Source organism: Chroococcidiopsis cubana SAG 39.79 (assembly GCF_003991895.1).
Classification (GTDB): Bacteria; Cyanobacteriota; Cyanobacteriia; order Cyanobacteriales; family Chroococcidiopsidaceae; genus Chroococcidiopsis; species Chroococcidiopsis thermalis.
On record NZ_RSCK01000011.1, the window covers coordinates 81,681 to 99,366 of the forward strand.

Genomic DNA, 17,686 nt, shown 5'->3' on the forward strand with positions numbered 1-17,686 from the left:
ATGGCGTTAAGATTTTGGCTTTTGACTTTTTTTATGAGTTTCTCGTAATTTTGGCGCGAATTTGAGCGATCGCTGCTTGTGGTGGTTCGCTAGCTTCTATGCTCAGTATGCCCGCCACTCCTTGTAATTTCTGTCGCAGTCCATCCAAACTATCTTGTACTGGTCTGAGGATTTCTTCATAAAGATTTATCCTACCGCTACAATCGGCAGCAAGCGATCGCAAAGATAGCAACTCTTGCTGCCAGGTCTGTAATTCCTGCCACCGTCTTTCTTGTTCCTGCACCTGCTGGTCGAGCATTCCCTGCTCTAAGTCAAATCCAGAGCGCATCTGCTCGATTTCCTTTTCTAGCTGTTGCAGTATTAGGGATTGCTGTTGTTTTTGCAACTGAATTTGACTTAATAGCGGATCTAAATCTAATTTGTAATCTTCTTCTCGATTGCCAACTGGAATTCCCCGCCGTCTCCACAAAACAGTTTGGTGTTGTCGTAAAGTTTCTTTGCGATCTTGTAAATTTTGGCGTTGACCCATCAAGGTTTGCAGCAAAAATTCATAACTGTCTTGTTCGTCTTTTAGTTCTGCTTCTATATTCGCCCGTTCCCCATCGCTGGCAGCTCGGCTCAAGCGCCCCTTAATTTCGTCAATTGCCTGTTGATTAGCTCTTAGTTCCTCTTCTTGCTCGTGAACGAACCGACAAGCATTCTCCCAATCTCGCCGCAAATCTTGTAGCACTTGTTGCAGTTGATCTAAAGGCATTTGTTCCAATGCGGCAGAATCAACTTGCTGGCTAAAGAGAAAATCATCTACGGGTTGGATCAAACGATTCAGTTGCTGATGTAAATCTTCTTGATGTCGTTGATGTGCGTTGAGGGTTTGAGCGTATTCTTGCTTGGCTTGCAGCACCATCGCTTGCGCTTGTAGTTTGACTTTTCGCTGTTCTAGAGATTTTTGTGATTCCCACCACTGCTGTTGACCTTGCTGTAACCTCTGAGTTTGGCTATCGACTTCTAACTGCTGCTGGTCGATCCCTTGCTTTTGCTGTTCTAGTTTCTGCCAATGTGGAATCAAGGTTGCTTGCTGGGTCTCTACCAATTCTAGAACCAAGCTTAGTTCTTGCCTTACTGCTGTAGTCGGTGGTAAGCCTTGAGATAAGCGTTCGAGCAATTCTTCAACTTGGCTAACAGTTGTTTCGTCCAATCCTGCCGACTGGCTGCTCTGTAATCGCCTATATTCCTCCTCAATGTGTTCCAACTCTTCCAAGCGTACTTCCATTTCTTCGTGGCGGCGGGACATCTCATCTCTTTGAAAGGTGAGAGATTCCTTCCACTGCTCGATTTCTTCTTCCTGAAGCTTCGCTTTTTCGATTTGTCGGGAGAACCCACTTAAGATGCTAACTAAAGGTCGCCCTGCTTCTTGAATGCGTTGTACTTGTCGATTGGCATTTAAGTCAGCTAGTATCAGCGCTCCAGCATTGAGATTGTTTGCTTCCTCAGCTGCAACAATCTCTTCTCCCTGTACAGAAGACCAACTCTGGTCGGCTCTTTGAAATGCCAGCAGCTTGATTTCTGTCTTCAGACCCATAAAAGCTTTTTGCTTTTGTACTTCTGCTAAATACAGCACACCAGTCGTCCTCTTGTTTTACCAATGCCTCAGCTGCGAACCGATCTTGCTTGTAATGCTTGACTCACTTTGGTTAAATCTCCATTGTGGTCAAAACCCCATTTTGGTTAAAGCTAATATCAGCAGGCGCAGAAATCTCCGACTCTATTTTGGACTGAGTACAGTCAATGTCACTTCCGAGTTATTGCTTAACTTCTTCACTTCTTCTTTGTTAAATTCTGTTACAAAATTGGCGACTAGCGATTAGTCGTCATTTGTCATCTGTCATTAGTCAGAGTCAATGTTAGCCAACTGATGACTGATGACTATAAAAGGGAAGAATTAATGAAGGGGTATACGCGATTACATAGGAGCTTCATCAGCTAAATGCAGGGTAACTTAAGTGAAATTGATATTCGCAGTATTTTACAACTCATTGAATTAGGACAGCAAACGGGGGAATTGTTTGTTGAAGCCTACAGTCCTTCTAGTAACGTGAATCACGCAGATCCGAACTTTGCTTTGCGTTACAGGAGTTCGTACCCGCGATCGCAGTGTTGGTTTATCTTTTTTCTCAACGGTCAAATCGTCTATGCCACAGATGGCGATCGCAGTTTATCTCGTCTACGCGATTATCTACGACACTATCGAATCGAGATCGACCTAGAGCAAATTACAACTTCCACGTTCGCAGCTAATACCACCCTAGAGTATGCCTATCTTTGGACATTGCTAGAAGATCGCGTTCTCACCCCGGCTCAAGCTCGTAACATCATCCACGGCATTGTGCATGAAACCCTGTTCGATCTACTAAGTTTGCATCAAGGTTTGTTTATTTTCAAGCGAGGAGCTGCCCTATCACCGCACTTGACGATTTTAGCCAGTACTTCTTTAGCAACCAAGATCGTACAGCAGGTACAGGCATGGAAGCAGTTATATCCTCAGATTCAATCTCCCGATCGCTGTTTGACGATCGCCAATCTCAAAGGATTACGTCAAGGCTTGCCAGCAGCAACCGCCAATCGACTAGAGACTTGGATAGATGGTAAAACTTCTCTCCGCCAACTAGCACGCTATCTCAATCGAGATATTTTAACGGTAGGCAAGGCGGTTTATCCTTGCGTGAAACACGGTTGGATACAAATTCACACGCCAAAAATAACTGGGATAACAACTGATAATCCTCATTTGTCTTCTGGTATCAAAACGCTAACAATCACATGCATCGACGATGCGATCGCTATTTGCCAAACTGTAGAAACTATCCTACAGCAGCAAGGATTTACAGTCATGAGCTGTAGCGATCCGCTTCAGGCATTTAGTCTGCTGTTTCACCAGCCACCAGATTTAATTCTGTGCGATATTGTCATGCCCACACTAGATGGCTACGAGCTATGTGCCATGCTGCGCTGCTCCAATGCCTTTCGGCAAACGCCGATTGTCATGCTAACAGGTAAGGATGGATTTATCGATCGCGTCAAAGCTAGAACGGTAGGCGCAACCGACTATCTCACTAAACCTTTCACCGATAGCGAGTTATTGATGCTAGTAGAAAAATCCCTGCCTAAGAAAGGTGTGAAGACAACTCACAAGTCATAAACTAGAATTAACTACTCATCAATTGCTAGTCCGGTCACTGGTCACTGGTCACTGGTCATTGGTCATTGGTCATTGGTTGTTAGTTATTACCACTCTGCTCCCTAATAACTGATAACTGTTCGCCTCTGTAGATTCACCGATTGCGGTAAGTTTTTAACTTAAATAGGATTAAGTTCTCAGTGGATTTGCGCTTGGATAAACGATTGAGGTAGAGCTAAGTTGATGCTGTAGTTTAGTAATCTAAGATTCTCTTAAAACACTAACTATCCAAATAATTTGTATTGCACTTAAAAGAATGACTTTTATCGCGTGTGTGGACACCATAAACACTGTGAAGTATCGCATAAGTTCCTTATGCGATTTCGATATAAGCTCATGCGAGAGTTCGATCTAAAAATCAGTTATCTTTGAGTTTGCTTACAATTGTTTGAGCCATTAACTTAAATTTTGCGAGTTCATGCAAGACACGATTGAAGTTGATTTTACACATATTTATACTAAATTTTGGCATGTTCGTAGCTCGATTAGTAAAGAACTTAGCTTACTGAATTGATGCATAATTTTTAGTTAACCACGGTGGTCGTGCCCACAGGCGGGACGTTGAAGCCAGGAGGCAAATTAACAGTTATGAGTACAGTGCTGGTCGTGGAAGATAGTCCTACTCAAAGAGAGATTATTATCGATCTTCTTCAGGGGAGTGGGTTGACGGTGATGATAGCCACTGATGGTATGGAGGCTTTACAGCATATGCAAGAAGCTTCTTGTCCCGATTTAGTGGTGTTAGATATTGTCATGCCTAGAATGAATGGTTACGAGGTTTGTCGCAAGCTGAAAACCGATCCAAAAACTCAAAATGTCCCAGTGGTAATGTGTTCCTCCAAAGGCGAGGAATTCGATCGCTACTGGGGAATGAAACAGGGTGCAGACGCTTACATTGTCAAACCATTTCAACCAAAAGAATTACTGGCAACAGTTAAACAATTACTGCGAGGGCAAGGGTGAGTGGCATGGTAGATCTGGACTTGTCAATGGGTGCTGACCAAGTTCAAGTTGCGTCAGAATTTCAGCAATTAGAGATTCGGGAAGGAGAACTACACCTACGCTTTTTTGTCACACCCACTCAAGAGCTGGCATTGCCAGCAATTATTGTTCGGGAGGTCATCTCAGCTCCTCTCGATCGCATTACACCAATTCCCAATATATCCAGCTTACTCTTGGGCACGATCAACTTACGCGGACGAGTGATCTGGGTAGCTGACCTCAGCCAAATTTTGGGAGAATCAACAGCCTTAAACACAGAGCGACCAGAAATTCCGGTAATTGCCGTAGAAGAGCAAGAAATACTCTTAGGGTTGGCAGTCGATCGCATTGTCGGGATGGAATGGCTGAGTGCGGAAAAAGTACAGCAGCCTACTCAAGTTGCAAACAGTATGGCTCCCTTTGTCCGTGGTGAGTGGATTTTAGATGAAGATACCCATCAGCGTCTTCGACTGCTAGATCACAAGGCAATTATATCGAGCGAACTTTGGGCAGCATGAAATCAAGGCAAGCAGAGGCAGCAAATGACATCAAGTACTAATCACGAGCAGCAATATCAACAAGCTCAAACAGCCTATATTCAAGGTAACTATGAGGAGGCGGCTACTTTTGTCGATCGATTGATCGAAGACTTTCCTGCCGATCCTAATAGTCGCCTCCTACGAGGTCACATTTACTGCGTTCTTCGGCAGTACGAAATTGCTAGAGAACAATATCAAACTGTATTACAACTGACACAAGATCCAGAATTGATCGATTGTGCGAAAAACGGCTTGGAGTCAGTTAAACAGTACGAAAGTTCAGAGCAGTATAGTAATGGCAGGATGCCAGCGTCAGAAATTGAAAATACTTTCTTATTGGGAGCTGACGCTGCCGAACCGCCGGACTACTATGCTACAGAGCAGTCGTCATATTCAGATTCTCCAAAGTCTTTTTCGCATCAATTTGATAGTCCGTTTTCCCAATCGCATCTTGACAGTACAAATGTTACCAGCAGTAGCAATTCTTCTATGCCTTTTGGCAATCCTTTTGTCTGGAATCAGCCAGAAAGTAATCTATCAGAAGATAGCAATTTAGAGTCGAGCCTACCAGATTTGAGCCAGCACGAGCTTTCTCATCCTCACAATTCAGACTTGTCTCACTTTCAAATCGAGCGCGAGTTTTCCGAGCGCTACGATCTTGACACCGAAAACAACAATGTTAGTCGCTCCGAGCGCAATTCAATCGAGGAGTTTGAACTTCCAGAGTCGGCTTCTGAATTGCTAGATTCTGGATTGTTATCTTCTCCTCTATCAGGAAGTGCCTCATCCTTATCGTCTGCGGACAGTCACGGCGAATTGAGCGATCGCGCCAGCAACAAGGCAGAAGTAGCTCAATTGGCATCGTCCATGCCCAATTTGCAAGCAGATGATACAGGCGATCGTCAATTATCTGCCAACAGTGGCGGCTTGGTAGGACAGTTCGAGCAAGCTCCTCTGGCGAAAAAGCAATGGCTTACGGCAAGCACTGTTGGTATTACCTCTGCTCTAGTCGTCACTGCTGCTGGCTTTGGCGGATCGATGCTGCTCAAAGGTGAAAACCAGCGTGCAGTCCAAGGTACGGGTATAGCTATGGCTCTGGTTGCTGGAGCTACAAGTTTTGCTAGCTCGCGCTTCATGGGACGACTGACGCTCAAACAAATTCAACACACCACAATGGATCTGCGCGGACAATTTAATACCGTGCGGACAGGCAATCTCGATGCTAGAGCTACAGTTTATTCTCAAGATGAGTTTGGACTGTTAGCTTCTGAGTTTAACGATATGCTACAAGGCATTGCTCAAATTACTACAGAAACGCAGCGCAAAGCACAAGAACAAGAACAGGCTAAAGAAGAATTACAACGGCAGGTGATCCGGCTACTAGACGACGTAGAAGGTGCGGCAAGGGGAGACTTAACTGTACAGGCTGAAGTCACTGCTGACGTTTTAGGAGCGGTTGCCGACTCGTTTAACTTAACAATTCAAAATCTGCGAGAGATCGTCGGACAAGTAAAACTAGCAGCTCGACAGGTCAGTCAAGGATCTGCCGACAACGAAACATTTGCCCGGGCGCTGTCCCAAGACGCTTTGCGTCAAGCTGAAGAGCTAGCAGTTACGCTTAATTCTGTACAAGTGCTAACAGACGCAATTCAACGTGTAGCAGAATCGGCGAGAGAGGCTGAATCTGTAGCGCGTTCTGCTTCCGACACCGCTCAAAAAGGCGGTGAGGCAGTAGAAAGAACAGTAGCAGGTATTTTAGAAATTCGGCAGACGGTAGCGGAAACCACTCGCAAGGTAAAGCGGCTGGCAGAATCCTCGCAAGAAATTTCTAAGATTGTGGCACTGATCTCTCAAATCGCTTCGCGGACGAATATGTTGGCACTTAACGCCAGTATTGAAGCAGCAAGAGCTGGAGAAGCAGGTCGAGGCTTCGCCATTGTTGCGGATGAGGTACGTCAGCTAGCAGATAGAGTTGCCAAGGCGTTGAAAGAAATCGAACAGATCGTGAGGCAAATTCAAAGCGAGACGGGTTCGGTAATGACAGCGATGGAAGAGGGAACTCAACAGGTTATTCAAGGAACGAAACTAGCCGAGCAAGCTAAGCGATCGCTGGAAGACATCGTGCAAGTATCCAATCGTATTGATGCTTTGGTTGGTTCGATTACTGCTGACACCGTACAACAAACAGAAACCTCTCGCGCCGTGGCAGCTGTGGTACAGTCAGTAGAGTTAACAGCACAAGAAACCTCTCAGGAAGCTCAGCGAGTTTCTGGCTCTCTGCAAAACCTCGTGCAGGTAGCAGGAGAACTACAGACTTCAGTAGAACGCTTCCGAGTGTAGCTATGGTGTTTTGAATGGTAGCAAAGGGCGATTCCATTTTGAATTTGGAATTTTGGAATGTAACAACCTAGATTCCTTAAAGTAATTCCAAAATCAAAAACTTTCAGTTAAATAGTACGAATAATGTTCTTAACTGAGCGTTTATAATTCTATTTTCGCCCAATTCTACTGAGTTTTGAGTGTAACACGAGTAGGAATGAAATTGTCTATTACTATTTTTTCACTTATTGTCAAGTATTGATTTATGGCTGCAACCTCAACTCAATACTATCCTCCGATCTCAAAACTCAAAATAATTTCTTAACTCAAAACTAATTCTCTTACCTGAAAACTTAGAACTCAAAACTCAAAAGAATTATTATGCTGCCGGAACAACAACAGCGGATTTTGGGCTATTTTCTCGAAGAAGCCAGCGACCATCTAAATACGATCGAGCAAGGCTTGTTAAATTTGCAAAGTACGCTTGCAGATTCGGAAATGGTGAATGAAATCTTTCGAGCTGCTCACTCAATTAAAGGAGGAGCAGCAATGCTGGGTCTGAATAGCATCCAGCGTACAGCTCACCGCTTGGAAGACTTTTTCAAAATTTTGAAAGAGTGTCCGTCGATTCAAATCGAGCAAACTCTAGAATCATTATTTTTGCAAGTTTTCGATAATTTAAAGGCACTTTTGGAGCAACTCCAAAATGGCTCTAACTTAAGCGATGGTGAAGCCAGCCGGTTAATGGCAGAAGTCGAACCGGTGTTTGCTGCTCTGGAACATCAACTGTCTGTACTGGTGGGACAAGCTGGTGGTAGTATGCATCCAGATGAATTATCCATGCCTGCGGTTACTGCGGATGCACAAGCAGCGATCGCTGCTTGTGCATCCGCTTTTGAGTACAGCGTCCCAGAAACACTCAGAGAGTTGTTACAACTATTTAAGCAGCCGGAGACATCTCAAACGCGCCAAGAACTTCAGGCGTGCTGTACCCGACTCGCTGAGATGGGAGTGGAATATGACTTATCTGGCTGGTTGACGTTGTGCGAAACAGCAGCAGGGGCGATCGCCAATACCGACAACTCCTATCGTACTCTTGCTCCAGTCATTATTCGCGAACTCAAACAAGCACAGGAACTCATTCTCGCTCACCGTGCAGATGAAATTACCATCTGCGAACAATTGCAATCGTTGTCGATTAATACTTTCTTGCTGGATTGGGAAGAAAACAATAGCAATAGTTTTGAGTTAAACGAGAATCAGTTTACTGAAAGTTCTCTCGTTTTAGGAGCGGATATCTTCACACCTCCTGCAATTGTTGATAATGAAGTCAAAACAGCATTCTCTACAGAAGAACAACTGGACAACTTGTCAGATGATGACGCTCTTAGCAGCTTATTTACTCCCAAGTCAGACAGCAATAATCAACTTTGGCAAGAAACAACCGATTTGTTAAATGTCATCAACGATCGCTCGGATGATATCTCGCTTCAAGATATTGAATCGCAAGCTTCTATTTCTTCTGAAGAAACTTTAGCACTCAATAATTTGTTTACTGAAGCCCAAGATATTTCTCTAAATTCAATTGACGAAGAACCTGCTTTTTTGAATTTGTTTAGTGCTACGACAGTAGGTTTAGATGACCTTACATCTCTGGAAGCAACGAACCCTACAGATAATTCAGAAAACGTCAATCTAAATCAGTTGTGGACAGAGGAAACTCAGAGCTTACCGCAGCTCGAAACATCATGCTCCGAAGCTGTTGTCGATAGTTCGGTAGAAGCGATCGCCGATACAGAAATACAGCTTGAATTAGGCAATGAATTCGCTATATCAGATGACTTGATTGCTTTTGTGCCACAAGTAGAATCTGAGTTGACTGAATCAGAGTTTGATTTATCCGCGATCGCATATCCCGCAAGTGTAACACCAATATTTACAACCGATGCTGATAATGATGTTACAGAATCATTGACCGAATGGAACAGTGAGATTGAACCAGTAGAATTAAATTGCGATTTAATTCCTGAAATAGATGAGAATTTAGGCTTAGAAACTGACAACATTGCTCCAGAGATCGATGAAGGATGGGATGATAGTAATGTAGGACAGTTAGAACTTGGCTTTTCTCCTATGGAGTTGAGCGGTAATTTTAGTTTTGAGACTGAATCCAGCTTAGAACCAATAACGTCAATAACCGATGATAGCAATCCAAACTTCATGGCAGGATGGGATACTAGCAGCGAAGCCCCAGAAATAGGTTTTGACTCTACACTAATGGAATTAAGTGACGATCTTGAATTGACAACCAATTCTAGTCTGGAGCTAGGTGAGAGTTGCGGTTTAGAAGTCGATTCCAGTCTGGAACTAGGTGAGAGTCTTGGTTTAGAAGCTGAGCCTAGTCTGGAATTAGGTGAGAGTCTTGGTTTAGAAGCTGAGCCTAGTCTGGAATTAGGTGAGAGCCTTGGTTTGGGAACGGAAGCTGATTCCCAGTGGAGTGATAGTAGCGCCACATCGATGTCGGAATGGGATACTGAGACTGAAGCATCTGAATTAGGCTTTGATAGTACTGCTGATTTGTTTACTTCTCCCACTTCAGAAGAGATAGCAGTAACAAACTTTGATTCTTCTTTCATGCTGGAAGAATCAACAGATGAGAGGCTTACAGAAGATACAGCATCGATCGCACAATGGGAAGCTAGTAGCGAAACTCTAGAACTAGGCTTCGACTCTGCCACAATAGAATTAGACCACACTCTCAACTTAGAATTAGAGTCCGATCTCGATTTACTCACCAACGAATCACTAACAACAGACGATTTCAGTGGTGCCGAGCTGATGACAGGGTGGGATACTAGCAGTGAAGCCCTAGCAATGGGAGTTGATTCCACTATTATCGAGTTGAGCGACAGTATCAGTTTTAACGCATCTAACTCAGAGTTATTTGCACAATCAGCATCAATGCCTGTTGATGACGAAAGTACCACTCCTGGTAAGACATTCGATGTCGAAGAAGATGAAGAAAATATCACTCCTAGTACAACATGGAATGTTGGGGAAAATGAACTAGGTATAGATTTTGATACCCATCAAATTGAAAGCGAAGCTCTTCCCAGCTTTGAACTCGAACCAAGTTTGGAGTTAGGCAATAACTTCAGCTTAGTAACCGAAGCTTCCACGGAAGATGGAGAATCGATCGCACAATGGGATACTGGTAGCGAAACCATAGAGATGGGCTTTGACTCTGCCACGGTAGAAGAATTAAATAATTCCTTCAATCTAGAATTAGAACCTAGCAGCGATTTACTCACCGACGCATCAGTCAATCTAGAATTAGAGCTTAGCAGTGATTTACTCACCGACGCATCACTGGCAGCGACAGACGATTTCAGCAGTGCCGAACTGATGGTAGGTTGGGATGCTGGCAGCGAAATAGAAACATCTTTCGATGATGAGGGTTCTATTACAAGCGCCGCCTGGGATGCTGGGGAAGCAGAACTTAGTTTGGATTACGATCTTACTCAAACTGAGAACGAAGATCTTCCCAGCTTTGAACTCGAACCCAGTTTGGAGTTAGGCGACAACTTCAATTTAATGGCTGAAATAGCTGAAAGTGATGCCGAGCTATTTTCTACCTCCACGGCGGCTATCATCGATGAGAATATTACAGAGTTGATGTCCGTAGTGGAATCCATCTGCCAAGATACAACTGAAAATGAGGACTTGCTAGGAGAAGCCCAAGCAGATTTTTTAGCTGACTCGCAGTTGGAAACAGATGACGATTTTCCCGAACTGAATGCATTATTGCATGAGGAAGAATCGGTCGCAAATGCGATCGCCACGGCAGAAGCTTTATTAGATTTAAGCTCATCTCCCATCGTACCTGCGATCGAGACACCTACTACAACACCAAGCAGTGAGGACGACTTTGGCGATTTGGACTTACTCTTGCAGGAAACTCCCAAAGTCGCAGCAGCTACTAGCACAGCTCCAAGCGATGGTGGCTTTGGCGATTTGGAACAGCTATTACAGAAGACTCCGGCGAAAACTACCAATGTAGTTGCACCTCAACTAGCTCCAGCAGCACCTCAACCAGCCGCTGCGTCCCCTAGCCCTCGCCGTCCCGCCTTCGAGCAGATGATGCGCGTGCCAGTCAAGCAACTAGATAGTATTGGTAATATGGTTGGGGAGCTAGTTGTATACCGGAATAGCTTAGAGCAAGATCAAGAAAGGCTGCGACAGTTCCTCGACAACTTGCTGCACCAAGTACAGCAGTTGGGTGATGTGGGTACGAGGATGCAGGAACTATACGAGCGATCGCTCTTAGAAGCATCCCTACTCAATAGTCGTCAGGGAGGAAAATTAATTTCAGTTCCAGATGGCAATTCTGCCTCAGTAGAGGAACGGCACGCCACTGGAGTCAACTTTGACGCACTAGAAATGGATCGCTTTACAGGCTTCCATACCTTAGCGCAGGAAATGATCGAGTTGATCGTCAGGGTACGCGAGGCTTCTTCAGATATTGAATTTGTCACGGGTGAAACCGAGCAAGTAGCGCGCAACTTCCGCCAAGTGACAACCCACTTGCAAGAAGGTATCACGCGATCGCGAATGGTTCCCTTCAGTCAAATTGCCGAACGGTTGCCTAGAGCCGTGCGTGATATTGCTCTCAAATACGGTAAGCAGGCAGAACTACAAGTAGAAGGCAACGAGACTTTGATTGACAAGGGACTCTTGGAGCAACTCTACGACCCCATGACCCACTTAGTCAACAATGCGATTACTCACGGGATTGAAACCCCAGATGAGCGAACTACTAAAGGCAAAGCTGCGGCTGGCAAAATTACAATTCGCGCTTTTCACCAAGGCAATCAGACCGTAATTACCGTCAGCGATAATGGAGCTGGGATCGATCCAGAAAAAGTGAAGGCAAAAGCGATCGCCAATGGGCTAATTACTCCAGCAGAAGCAGACAGCATGGATCGTTTGGATGTCTTTAACCTGATCTTCCAACCAGGTTTTAGCACCAAAGAGCAAGTAGACCAATTTGCCGGACGCGGTATTGGGATGGATGTAGTGTTGACTAGCCTCAAACAAATGCGAGGTACAATTCACACTGATTCCACTCTAGGCAAGGGAACAACCTTTACAATTCGTCTACCTCTAACACTGAGTATTTGTAAAGCACTTTGTTGCGTGAGCGATAAGGCTCGAATTGCATTCCCAATGGACGGTGTGGAACAGATGATAGACATTCCCGTGAATGATATCGTCGCTAACGCAGAAGGACAGACCTGCATTCCTTGGCGCGATTCCTTGTTGCCATTCCGACCCTTAAAAGAATTGCTCAGTTTCACTCGCCAATTAGGGAGAGGTAGCATTTATGGCAGCAGTCGCGACGACAATGCAGTTTCGATTGTGATTCTCCGTTCTGCCGACACATTCTTCGCGCTCCAAGTTGACCAGGTGTTAGGCGAACAAGAAATTGTAATTAAACAGTTTGAAGCACCTGCACCCAAGCCAGCAGGAATTGCTGGTGCTACAATTTTGGGGGACGGTCGGATCGTGCCGATCGCAGATGTATTGGAGTTAATCGATCTATCTGTAGGACGGATTCAGAAAGATGGTAGAGGTACTGTTTGGTCGCCCAGACATATTCCTGCACCGCCAATACCAGCAGCGCCAGTTAAAACAGAACCATTAGTACTAATTATTGATGATTCGATTACAGTCCGCGAGCTGTTGTCGATGACATTTACCAATGCTGGCTATCGTGTCGAACAAGCGCGTGACGGTCAGGAAGCTTGGGACAAGCTCCGCGATGGTTTACCTTGCGATTTAGTTTTCTGCGATATCGAGATGCCAAGGATGGATGGCTTAGAGTTGCTATCGCGGATGCAAAAAGAGGAAAGATTAAGTCAACTACCAATTGCCATGTTGACATCGCGGGGTTCCGACCGTCACCGCCAAATGGCACTCCAGTTAGGAGCTAGCGGCTACTTCACTAAACCATATTTAGAAGAAGCATTGCTTGATGGCGCTCAGAGAATGCTCAAAGGTGAGGTATTAATTGCTGTTAGTAGTGCTAGTAGTATGTAGGCAATTAAGCTAGTTTCAGTTTGCTAGAAGAGATGTGCTACGGCATATCTCTTTATTTATGTGTAGCAAAATAGAGATAACGAATTTATATTCTCTCCTTCAGCTTCCTCAGCTCCCTCAGCTCTCTTGCCTCCCTGCTTCCTGCTTTCTGGTATCCTTACTCATCTCCTAAATCTTTCCAGAATTGTTGCTTATTAAATGTGTATTGCGCTCCTAAAAAAGCAACAATCTTTTCAGTATCGTATTCGGCATTTTGCAAGCAAGTAGAAGCCCCTGGAGAGGGAGTTATATTAAATATAATATTTTCTCCGACTATTTTGGCTTCCCCCATTTCAAGATGCTTAGTTTTTGTATTAACAATTTGGGGTCTGATTCCTCCATAACCTTCAGCAAATTCTAATTCGTTCAGTTGTAAAGAAGGAACAATCTTACGTGCTTCTTTTAAAAATAATCTTTTACCGACTAACGGTAGATCGTAAATTAAATTCCTCAAAATATAATTGAAAATGGTTTTATCTGACAGTATATTTAAAAAGCTTATAATAGCATTGATACTGAATCCTGCTGTTTTAAGATAGTCTAAAACAGTAGCATATTTGCGATTCTCTAATAGTAAAGTGACTTTGGCGGTGGGACCAAATCTAGTCAGGCTTTGGTCGTGAACTTCCGGATCTCCATGAATAGCAGCAAAGGGAATTTTTTTCATTTGTACGGTGTAGACTTTGCCATTTAAAACACCTGGTGAAAAATAAAAATTTCCAGCTACGTTCAAAAGGGCATAATCTTTTCCATAACCTAGAGTTTTGGCAAATAAAAGACTATATGCTCCAGTGGCAAAAGCAACACTTTTCGCTGAAAATGTTCCTCGGTCAGTTTGTATATGGTATAAATTTTTCTCTCTTTTTAGAGACTTAACTTTTGTTGACATCATGATGTCAATTGGTTTTTGAGTTTCAATCGAGTTTTGCAAAAACGAGCGAGATAATGCCTGGAAATCTATTGTATAACCAGCTTCAGAATATAAAGCTATAATTTCTTCGTCGGGCTTTCTATCTTTAATAAGATTAGGTTCGATCGCCTCTATTTCCGGCTTTTGAATTAATTTTAATTGCGGAAATAACGATTGAAATTCTCTGTATCTATCTCGCAGTTCTTGAACTTGCTCTGCTCCAATACCTAAGACTAATTTATGGTACTTGCTATAGCTTTTTTGGCTGGTGTCGTTCCTTAAAAGATAGTTTCTGACTAAGGTTGCGGCTCGATTCACTTTTTGAGCTTTTTCTAGAGTATAGTTAGTTTCTATATCGCCAAAATGAAGCGTTTGGCTATTCATTGTTTTATGAGAATTGCATAAGCCAACTTCTGATTCTTTTTCTACTAAGAGAATCCGCTCTACATTAGTGTACTTACTTAAGCTATACAGCAAAGCAGTTCCAGAAATGCCAGCTCCAATGATAGCTACTTCATAAGGAATATTTCCAGATTGCACTGTTTGTTTGTCTCGATCTAATAACATTTCTCAGCCGTTGCGATCGCTCGTCATAATAGTTATTCTTTCATGTTAATTCATGGAGATATATTTTACACTCTACCAAAATGCTGCTATTTGTCATTGGTCATTAGTCATTTGTTAAATAGCTTAATTAAAGGATTAACAGCAGTTCCTGTCGTCCAGATAATCGTAGCTACTGGTAATTCTAGGGTGCGATCGCCGTGTTTGTATTCTACCCGTTGCGGATGCACGGCACTAATTTCAGCTTCTAACAACAATTCCACGGGTACGACATGCTGTTGTAAGGCTCGATTGGCAGAGGAGCGCAACTTATCCCGATCGCCTTTTAAAATCTCTTTACCGCGTTGAAGAATGACTACCCGGATTTCTTGTTTGTTACCACTAATTTGAGCATACCAATCGGGTAATAAGTCTGCTAAGGTAGCAGCTAGCTCTACTCCAGAACGACCATCACCCAAAACAGCAAACGTCAATAGAGTGCGGCGTTGTTCTATATCTTCTGTTTGAGTTGCTCTTTAGAGCAATCGCGTAGATGTCTCCCTAACGCGATCGCATCTTCTCCAGTGCGGAACGAAAAAGAATGCTCGCTTGCTCCTTCTACGCCAAAAGAACCCGTAGTGCTACCTAAACCTAAAACTAGATAATTGTATGTATAACCCAATTTAGACTCTAGATGGACTTGGCGATTTGGTAGATCGATCTATGCGATCGTGTCGCGAATAAAAGCAACTCCACTGTTATGCAACAGGTCGTCATATCTAGCCCACACCGAATCCGATTTCATTTCCCCACTCAAAAACTCATAGAGTAAGGGTTTAAACATGAAACTTCACTCGCGATCGATCGTCACGATGGGTAGAGAGCAATGCTGATGGCTTAAATGTAGAGCAGTAAATAAACCAGTAAATAAACCAGTAAAACCACCACCGAGGATGAGAATAGAACTTTTGGTTTCAAGCATCAGTAGGAATCTTACGTGAGTGCAAAATAGATTTAAAAACTAAGCATTAACTCGACTACGACTAACTTTTTGTTAAAAAAATAACTTTTTTTATAGCTAACTGTAGTTCAAATAGTTACAAACCAGATATTATCGGTGACCAGTGACCAGTGATTAGTTAATTCTCACTTACAACTTACCATTACCCATGACCAATTCAAAATCCACAATCTAAAATTAATTCACCAATAACTGATAACTGATAACTGATAATATGAGCCAAGCTCTACTTGATATCGAGAATCTCAAAGTTGCCTATCCACATCAACAAGATAGGGAGTCCCTGCAATGGGCTGTTAACGGCGTATCTTTGACGCTGCAACGGGGCGATCGCCTGGGTCTGGTGGGAGAATCGGGTTGCGGTAAATCGACTCTAGGACGGGCTGTAATGCGCCTGTTACCACCAGCCAGCCGCGTAAATGGTAAGGTGATGTTTGAGGAGCGATCGGTGCTAGATCTCACACCTACCCAGATGCGGCAATTTCGCGGAGAAGCAGTAGCATTGGTATTTCAAGATCCGATGACACGGCTCGATCCACTGATGACGATTGGCAAGCACTGCATGGAAACTTTGAAGGCGCATCAACCCCACCTGTCAGAACGAGAATTACGGGATAAAGCGATCGCCACTCTCGCCGCCGCGAAAATTCCCGAAAATCGCGCTCATCAATATCCACATGAATTTAGCGGAGGAATGCGGCAACGGGTAGCGATCGCCCTAGCTTTAATGCTCGATCCCAAACTAATTATTGCCGACGAACCAACAACGAGTTTAGATGTAACCGTAGCGGCGCAAATCTTAAAAGAACTGATGCGTCTATGTCGCGAGCGGGACATGGCTTTGTTATTGATTTCTCACGATCTGGCGCTGGTGGGAGAATACTGCGATCGCATTGGCGTAATGCACGATGGAGAATTAGTCGAAACTGGTTCTTCCCAAACAGTATTTCGGCAACCGCAACACGAATACACGCGATCGCTCTTGCAGGCGGCTTTGCATATTCATGGGGAGCAGGGAGTAGGGAGCAGGGAGCAGGGACAGGGAGCAGGGGAACAAGGGGGACAAGGGGGACAAGGAAGCAATTCCAGCCACTCAGCAACTACCAACTACCAACTACCAACTACCAACTACCAACTACCAACTACCAATCACCAATTACCAATTCTCAAAATCACGGATTTAAAACAGCATTACAGCTTAGAACGCAATTTTATCGAGCGGTTGTTTAAAGCTGAAGACCAGACAATTAAGGCTGTAGATGGAATAAATTTGGAACTTTTCCCTGGGGAAATTTTGGGATTAGTTGGGGAATCGGGCTGTGGTAAGAGTACTTTATCTAGGACAATATTACAGCTAATTCGCCCTACATCGGGAAAAGTAGAGTGGCAAGGCACGGATTTAACTACTTTGTCGCGACAAGATCTGCGTCTTTCTCGACGACAAATGCAAATGATCTTTCAAGATCCCCATGCTTGTCTTAATCCAACAATGACCGTGGGGCAGAATATTGCCGAACCTTTGTTCATTCATCAAATAGCTAATCCTGCAAAAGCAAAAGAGCAGGTCATGGCAATGCTGAAGCGCGTCGGACTAACTCCATTAGAGAATTACTACAGCCGCTATCCTAGCGAACTATCTGGCGGACAACAGCAGCGAGTCGCGATCGCCCGTGCGTTGATTACTCGTCCGCGACTGATAATTTGTGACGAACCTGTCAGTATGCTTGATGCTAGCATCCAAGCTCAGGTACTCGATTTAATGCTGGAATTAAAGCGAGAGTTCGATTTAACTTATTTGTTTATTACCCATGACTTATGGGTAGCTCGATTTTTATGCGATCGCATTGCTGTGATGAATAGCGGTCAGATTGTCGAAATCGATACGACTCAAGCTATCTTTAACAATCCTCAGCATCCTTATACCCAAACGCTGTTGGCAGCTGCACCGTTATTAGGGAGTCAGTAGGGGCGGGTTTGGAAACCCGTCCGTACGGGAGTAG

The 17,686-nt window shown here is 44.0% G+C and carries 12 protein-coding genes; 6 read left to right on the top strand and 6 right to left on the bottom strand.

The genetic code is table 11. From position 1 onward, the window contains the following. Positions 1–31: 31 nt before the first annotated feature. Positions 32–1,618: a pilus motility taxis protein HmpF gene (gene hmpF / locus DSM107010_RS09975; protein ID WP_015152232.1), complete on the bottom strand. Its 1,587-nt coding sequence runs from the start codon at positions 1,616–1,618 to the stop codon at positions 32–34. A 366-nt stretch (positions 1,619–1,984) separates the two neighbouring features. Between hmpF and DSM107010_RS09980 the strand changes: the two genes are divergently transcribed. The 5 genes from DSM107010_RS09980 to DSM107010_RS10000 all read left to right on the top strand — a co-directional run bounded on the left by DSM107010_RS09980 (position 1,985) and on the right by DSM107010_RS10000 (position 13,173). Beyond that, the gene (locus DSM107010_RS09980) at positions 1,985–3,196 is read left to right on the top strand and encodes a response regulator (protein ID WP_106169205.1); all 1,212 of its coding nucleotides are present in this window, start codon (positions 1,985–1,987) and stop codon (positions 3,194–3,196) included. Positions 3,197–3,823: 627 nt separating this feature from the next. After that, positions 3,824–4,198 carry a response regulator transcription factor gene (locus DSM107010_RS09985; protein ID WP_041462305.1) on the top strand — a complete coding sequence of 125 codons (375 nt, stop codon included), beginning with the start codon at positions 3,824–3,826 and terminating at the stop codon, positions 4,196–4,198. 5 nt (positions 4,199–4,203) lie between these two features. Further along, positions 4,204–4,734, top strand: a complete 531-nt coding sequence (locus DSM107010_RS09990; protein WP_015152229.1) for a chemotaxis protein CheW — start codon at positions 4,204–4,206, stop codon at positions 4,732–4,734. Between the two features lie 24 nt (positions 4,735–4,758). Continuing rightward, complete coding sequence (locus tag DSM107010_RS09995) at positions 4,759–7,095, top strand: methyl-accepting chemotaxis protein (RefSeq protein ID WP_015152228.1); 2,337 nt, start codon at positions 4,759–4,761, stop codon at positions 7,093–7,095. 360 nt (positions 7,096–7,455) lie between these two features. Next, positions 7,456–13,173 (top strand): hybrid sensor histidine kinase/response regulator, encoded by a 5,718-nt coding sequence (locus DSM107010_RS10000; protein ID WP_127022871.1) that lies wholly within the window; start codon positions 7,456–7,458, stop codon positions 13,171–13,173. 157 nt (positions 13,174–13,330) lie between these two features. On the opposite strand, the gene DSM107010_RS10005 is transcribed toward DSM107010_RS10000, so the two are convergent. From DSM107010_RS10005 to DSM107010_RS42160, 5 genes are all read right to left on the bottom strand, one after another. Continuing rightward, positions 13,331–14,689: an FAD-dependent oxidoreductase gene (locus tag DSM107010_RS10005; RefSeq protein WP_106167660.1), complete on the bottom strand. Its 1,359-nt coding sequence runs from the start codon at positions 14,687–14,689 to the stop codon at positions 13,331–13,333. A gap of 107 nt (positions 14,690–14,796) precedes the next feature. Next, complete coding sequence (locus tag DSM107010_RS10010) at positions 14,797–15,159, bottom strand: FAD-dependent oxidoreductase (protein WP_051033145.1); 363 nt, start codon at positions 15,157–15,159, stop codon at positions 14,797–14,799. A gap of 17 nt (positions 15,160–15,176) precedes the next feature. Further along, a complete protein-coding gene (locus DSM107010_RS38285; protein WP_158631761.1) occupies positions 15,177–15,347 on the bottom strand; it encodes a hypothetical protein in 171 nt (56 codons plus the stop codon). A 39-nt stretch (positions 15,348–15,386) separates the two neighbouring features. Then, positions 15,387–15,509 (bottom strand): hypothetical protein, encoded by a 123-nt coding sequence (locus tag DSM107010_RS42155; protein ID WP_258183884.1) that lies wholly within the window; start codon positions 15,507–15,509, stop codon positions 15,387–15,389. 6 nt (positions 15,510–15,515) lie between these two features. After that, positions 15,516–15,647: a hypothetical protein gene (locus DSM107010_RS42160; protein ID WP_256498647.1), complete on the bottom strand. Its 132-nt coding sequence runs from the start codon at positions 15,645–15,647 to the stop codon at positions 15,516–15,518. A 253-nt stretch (positions 15,648–15,900) separates the two neighbouring features. Here DSM107010_RS42160 and DSM107010_RS10015 point away from each other — a divergent pair, with 253 nt between their 5' ends. After that, on the top strand, positions 15,901–17,652 hold the full coding sequence (locus DSM107010_RS10015) for a dipeptide ABC transporter ATP-binding protein (RefSeq protein WP_106167659.1): 1,752 nt from the start codon (positions 15,901–15,903) through the stop codon (positions 17,650–17,652). The last annotated feature ends 34 nt before the right edge of the window (positions 17,653–17,686 follow it).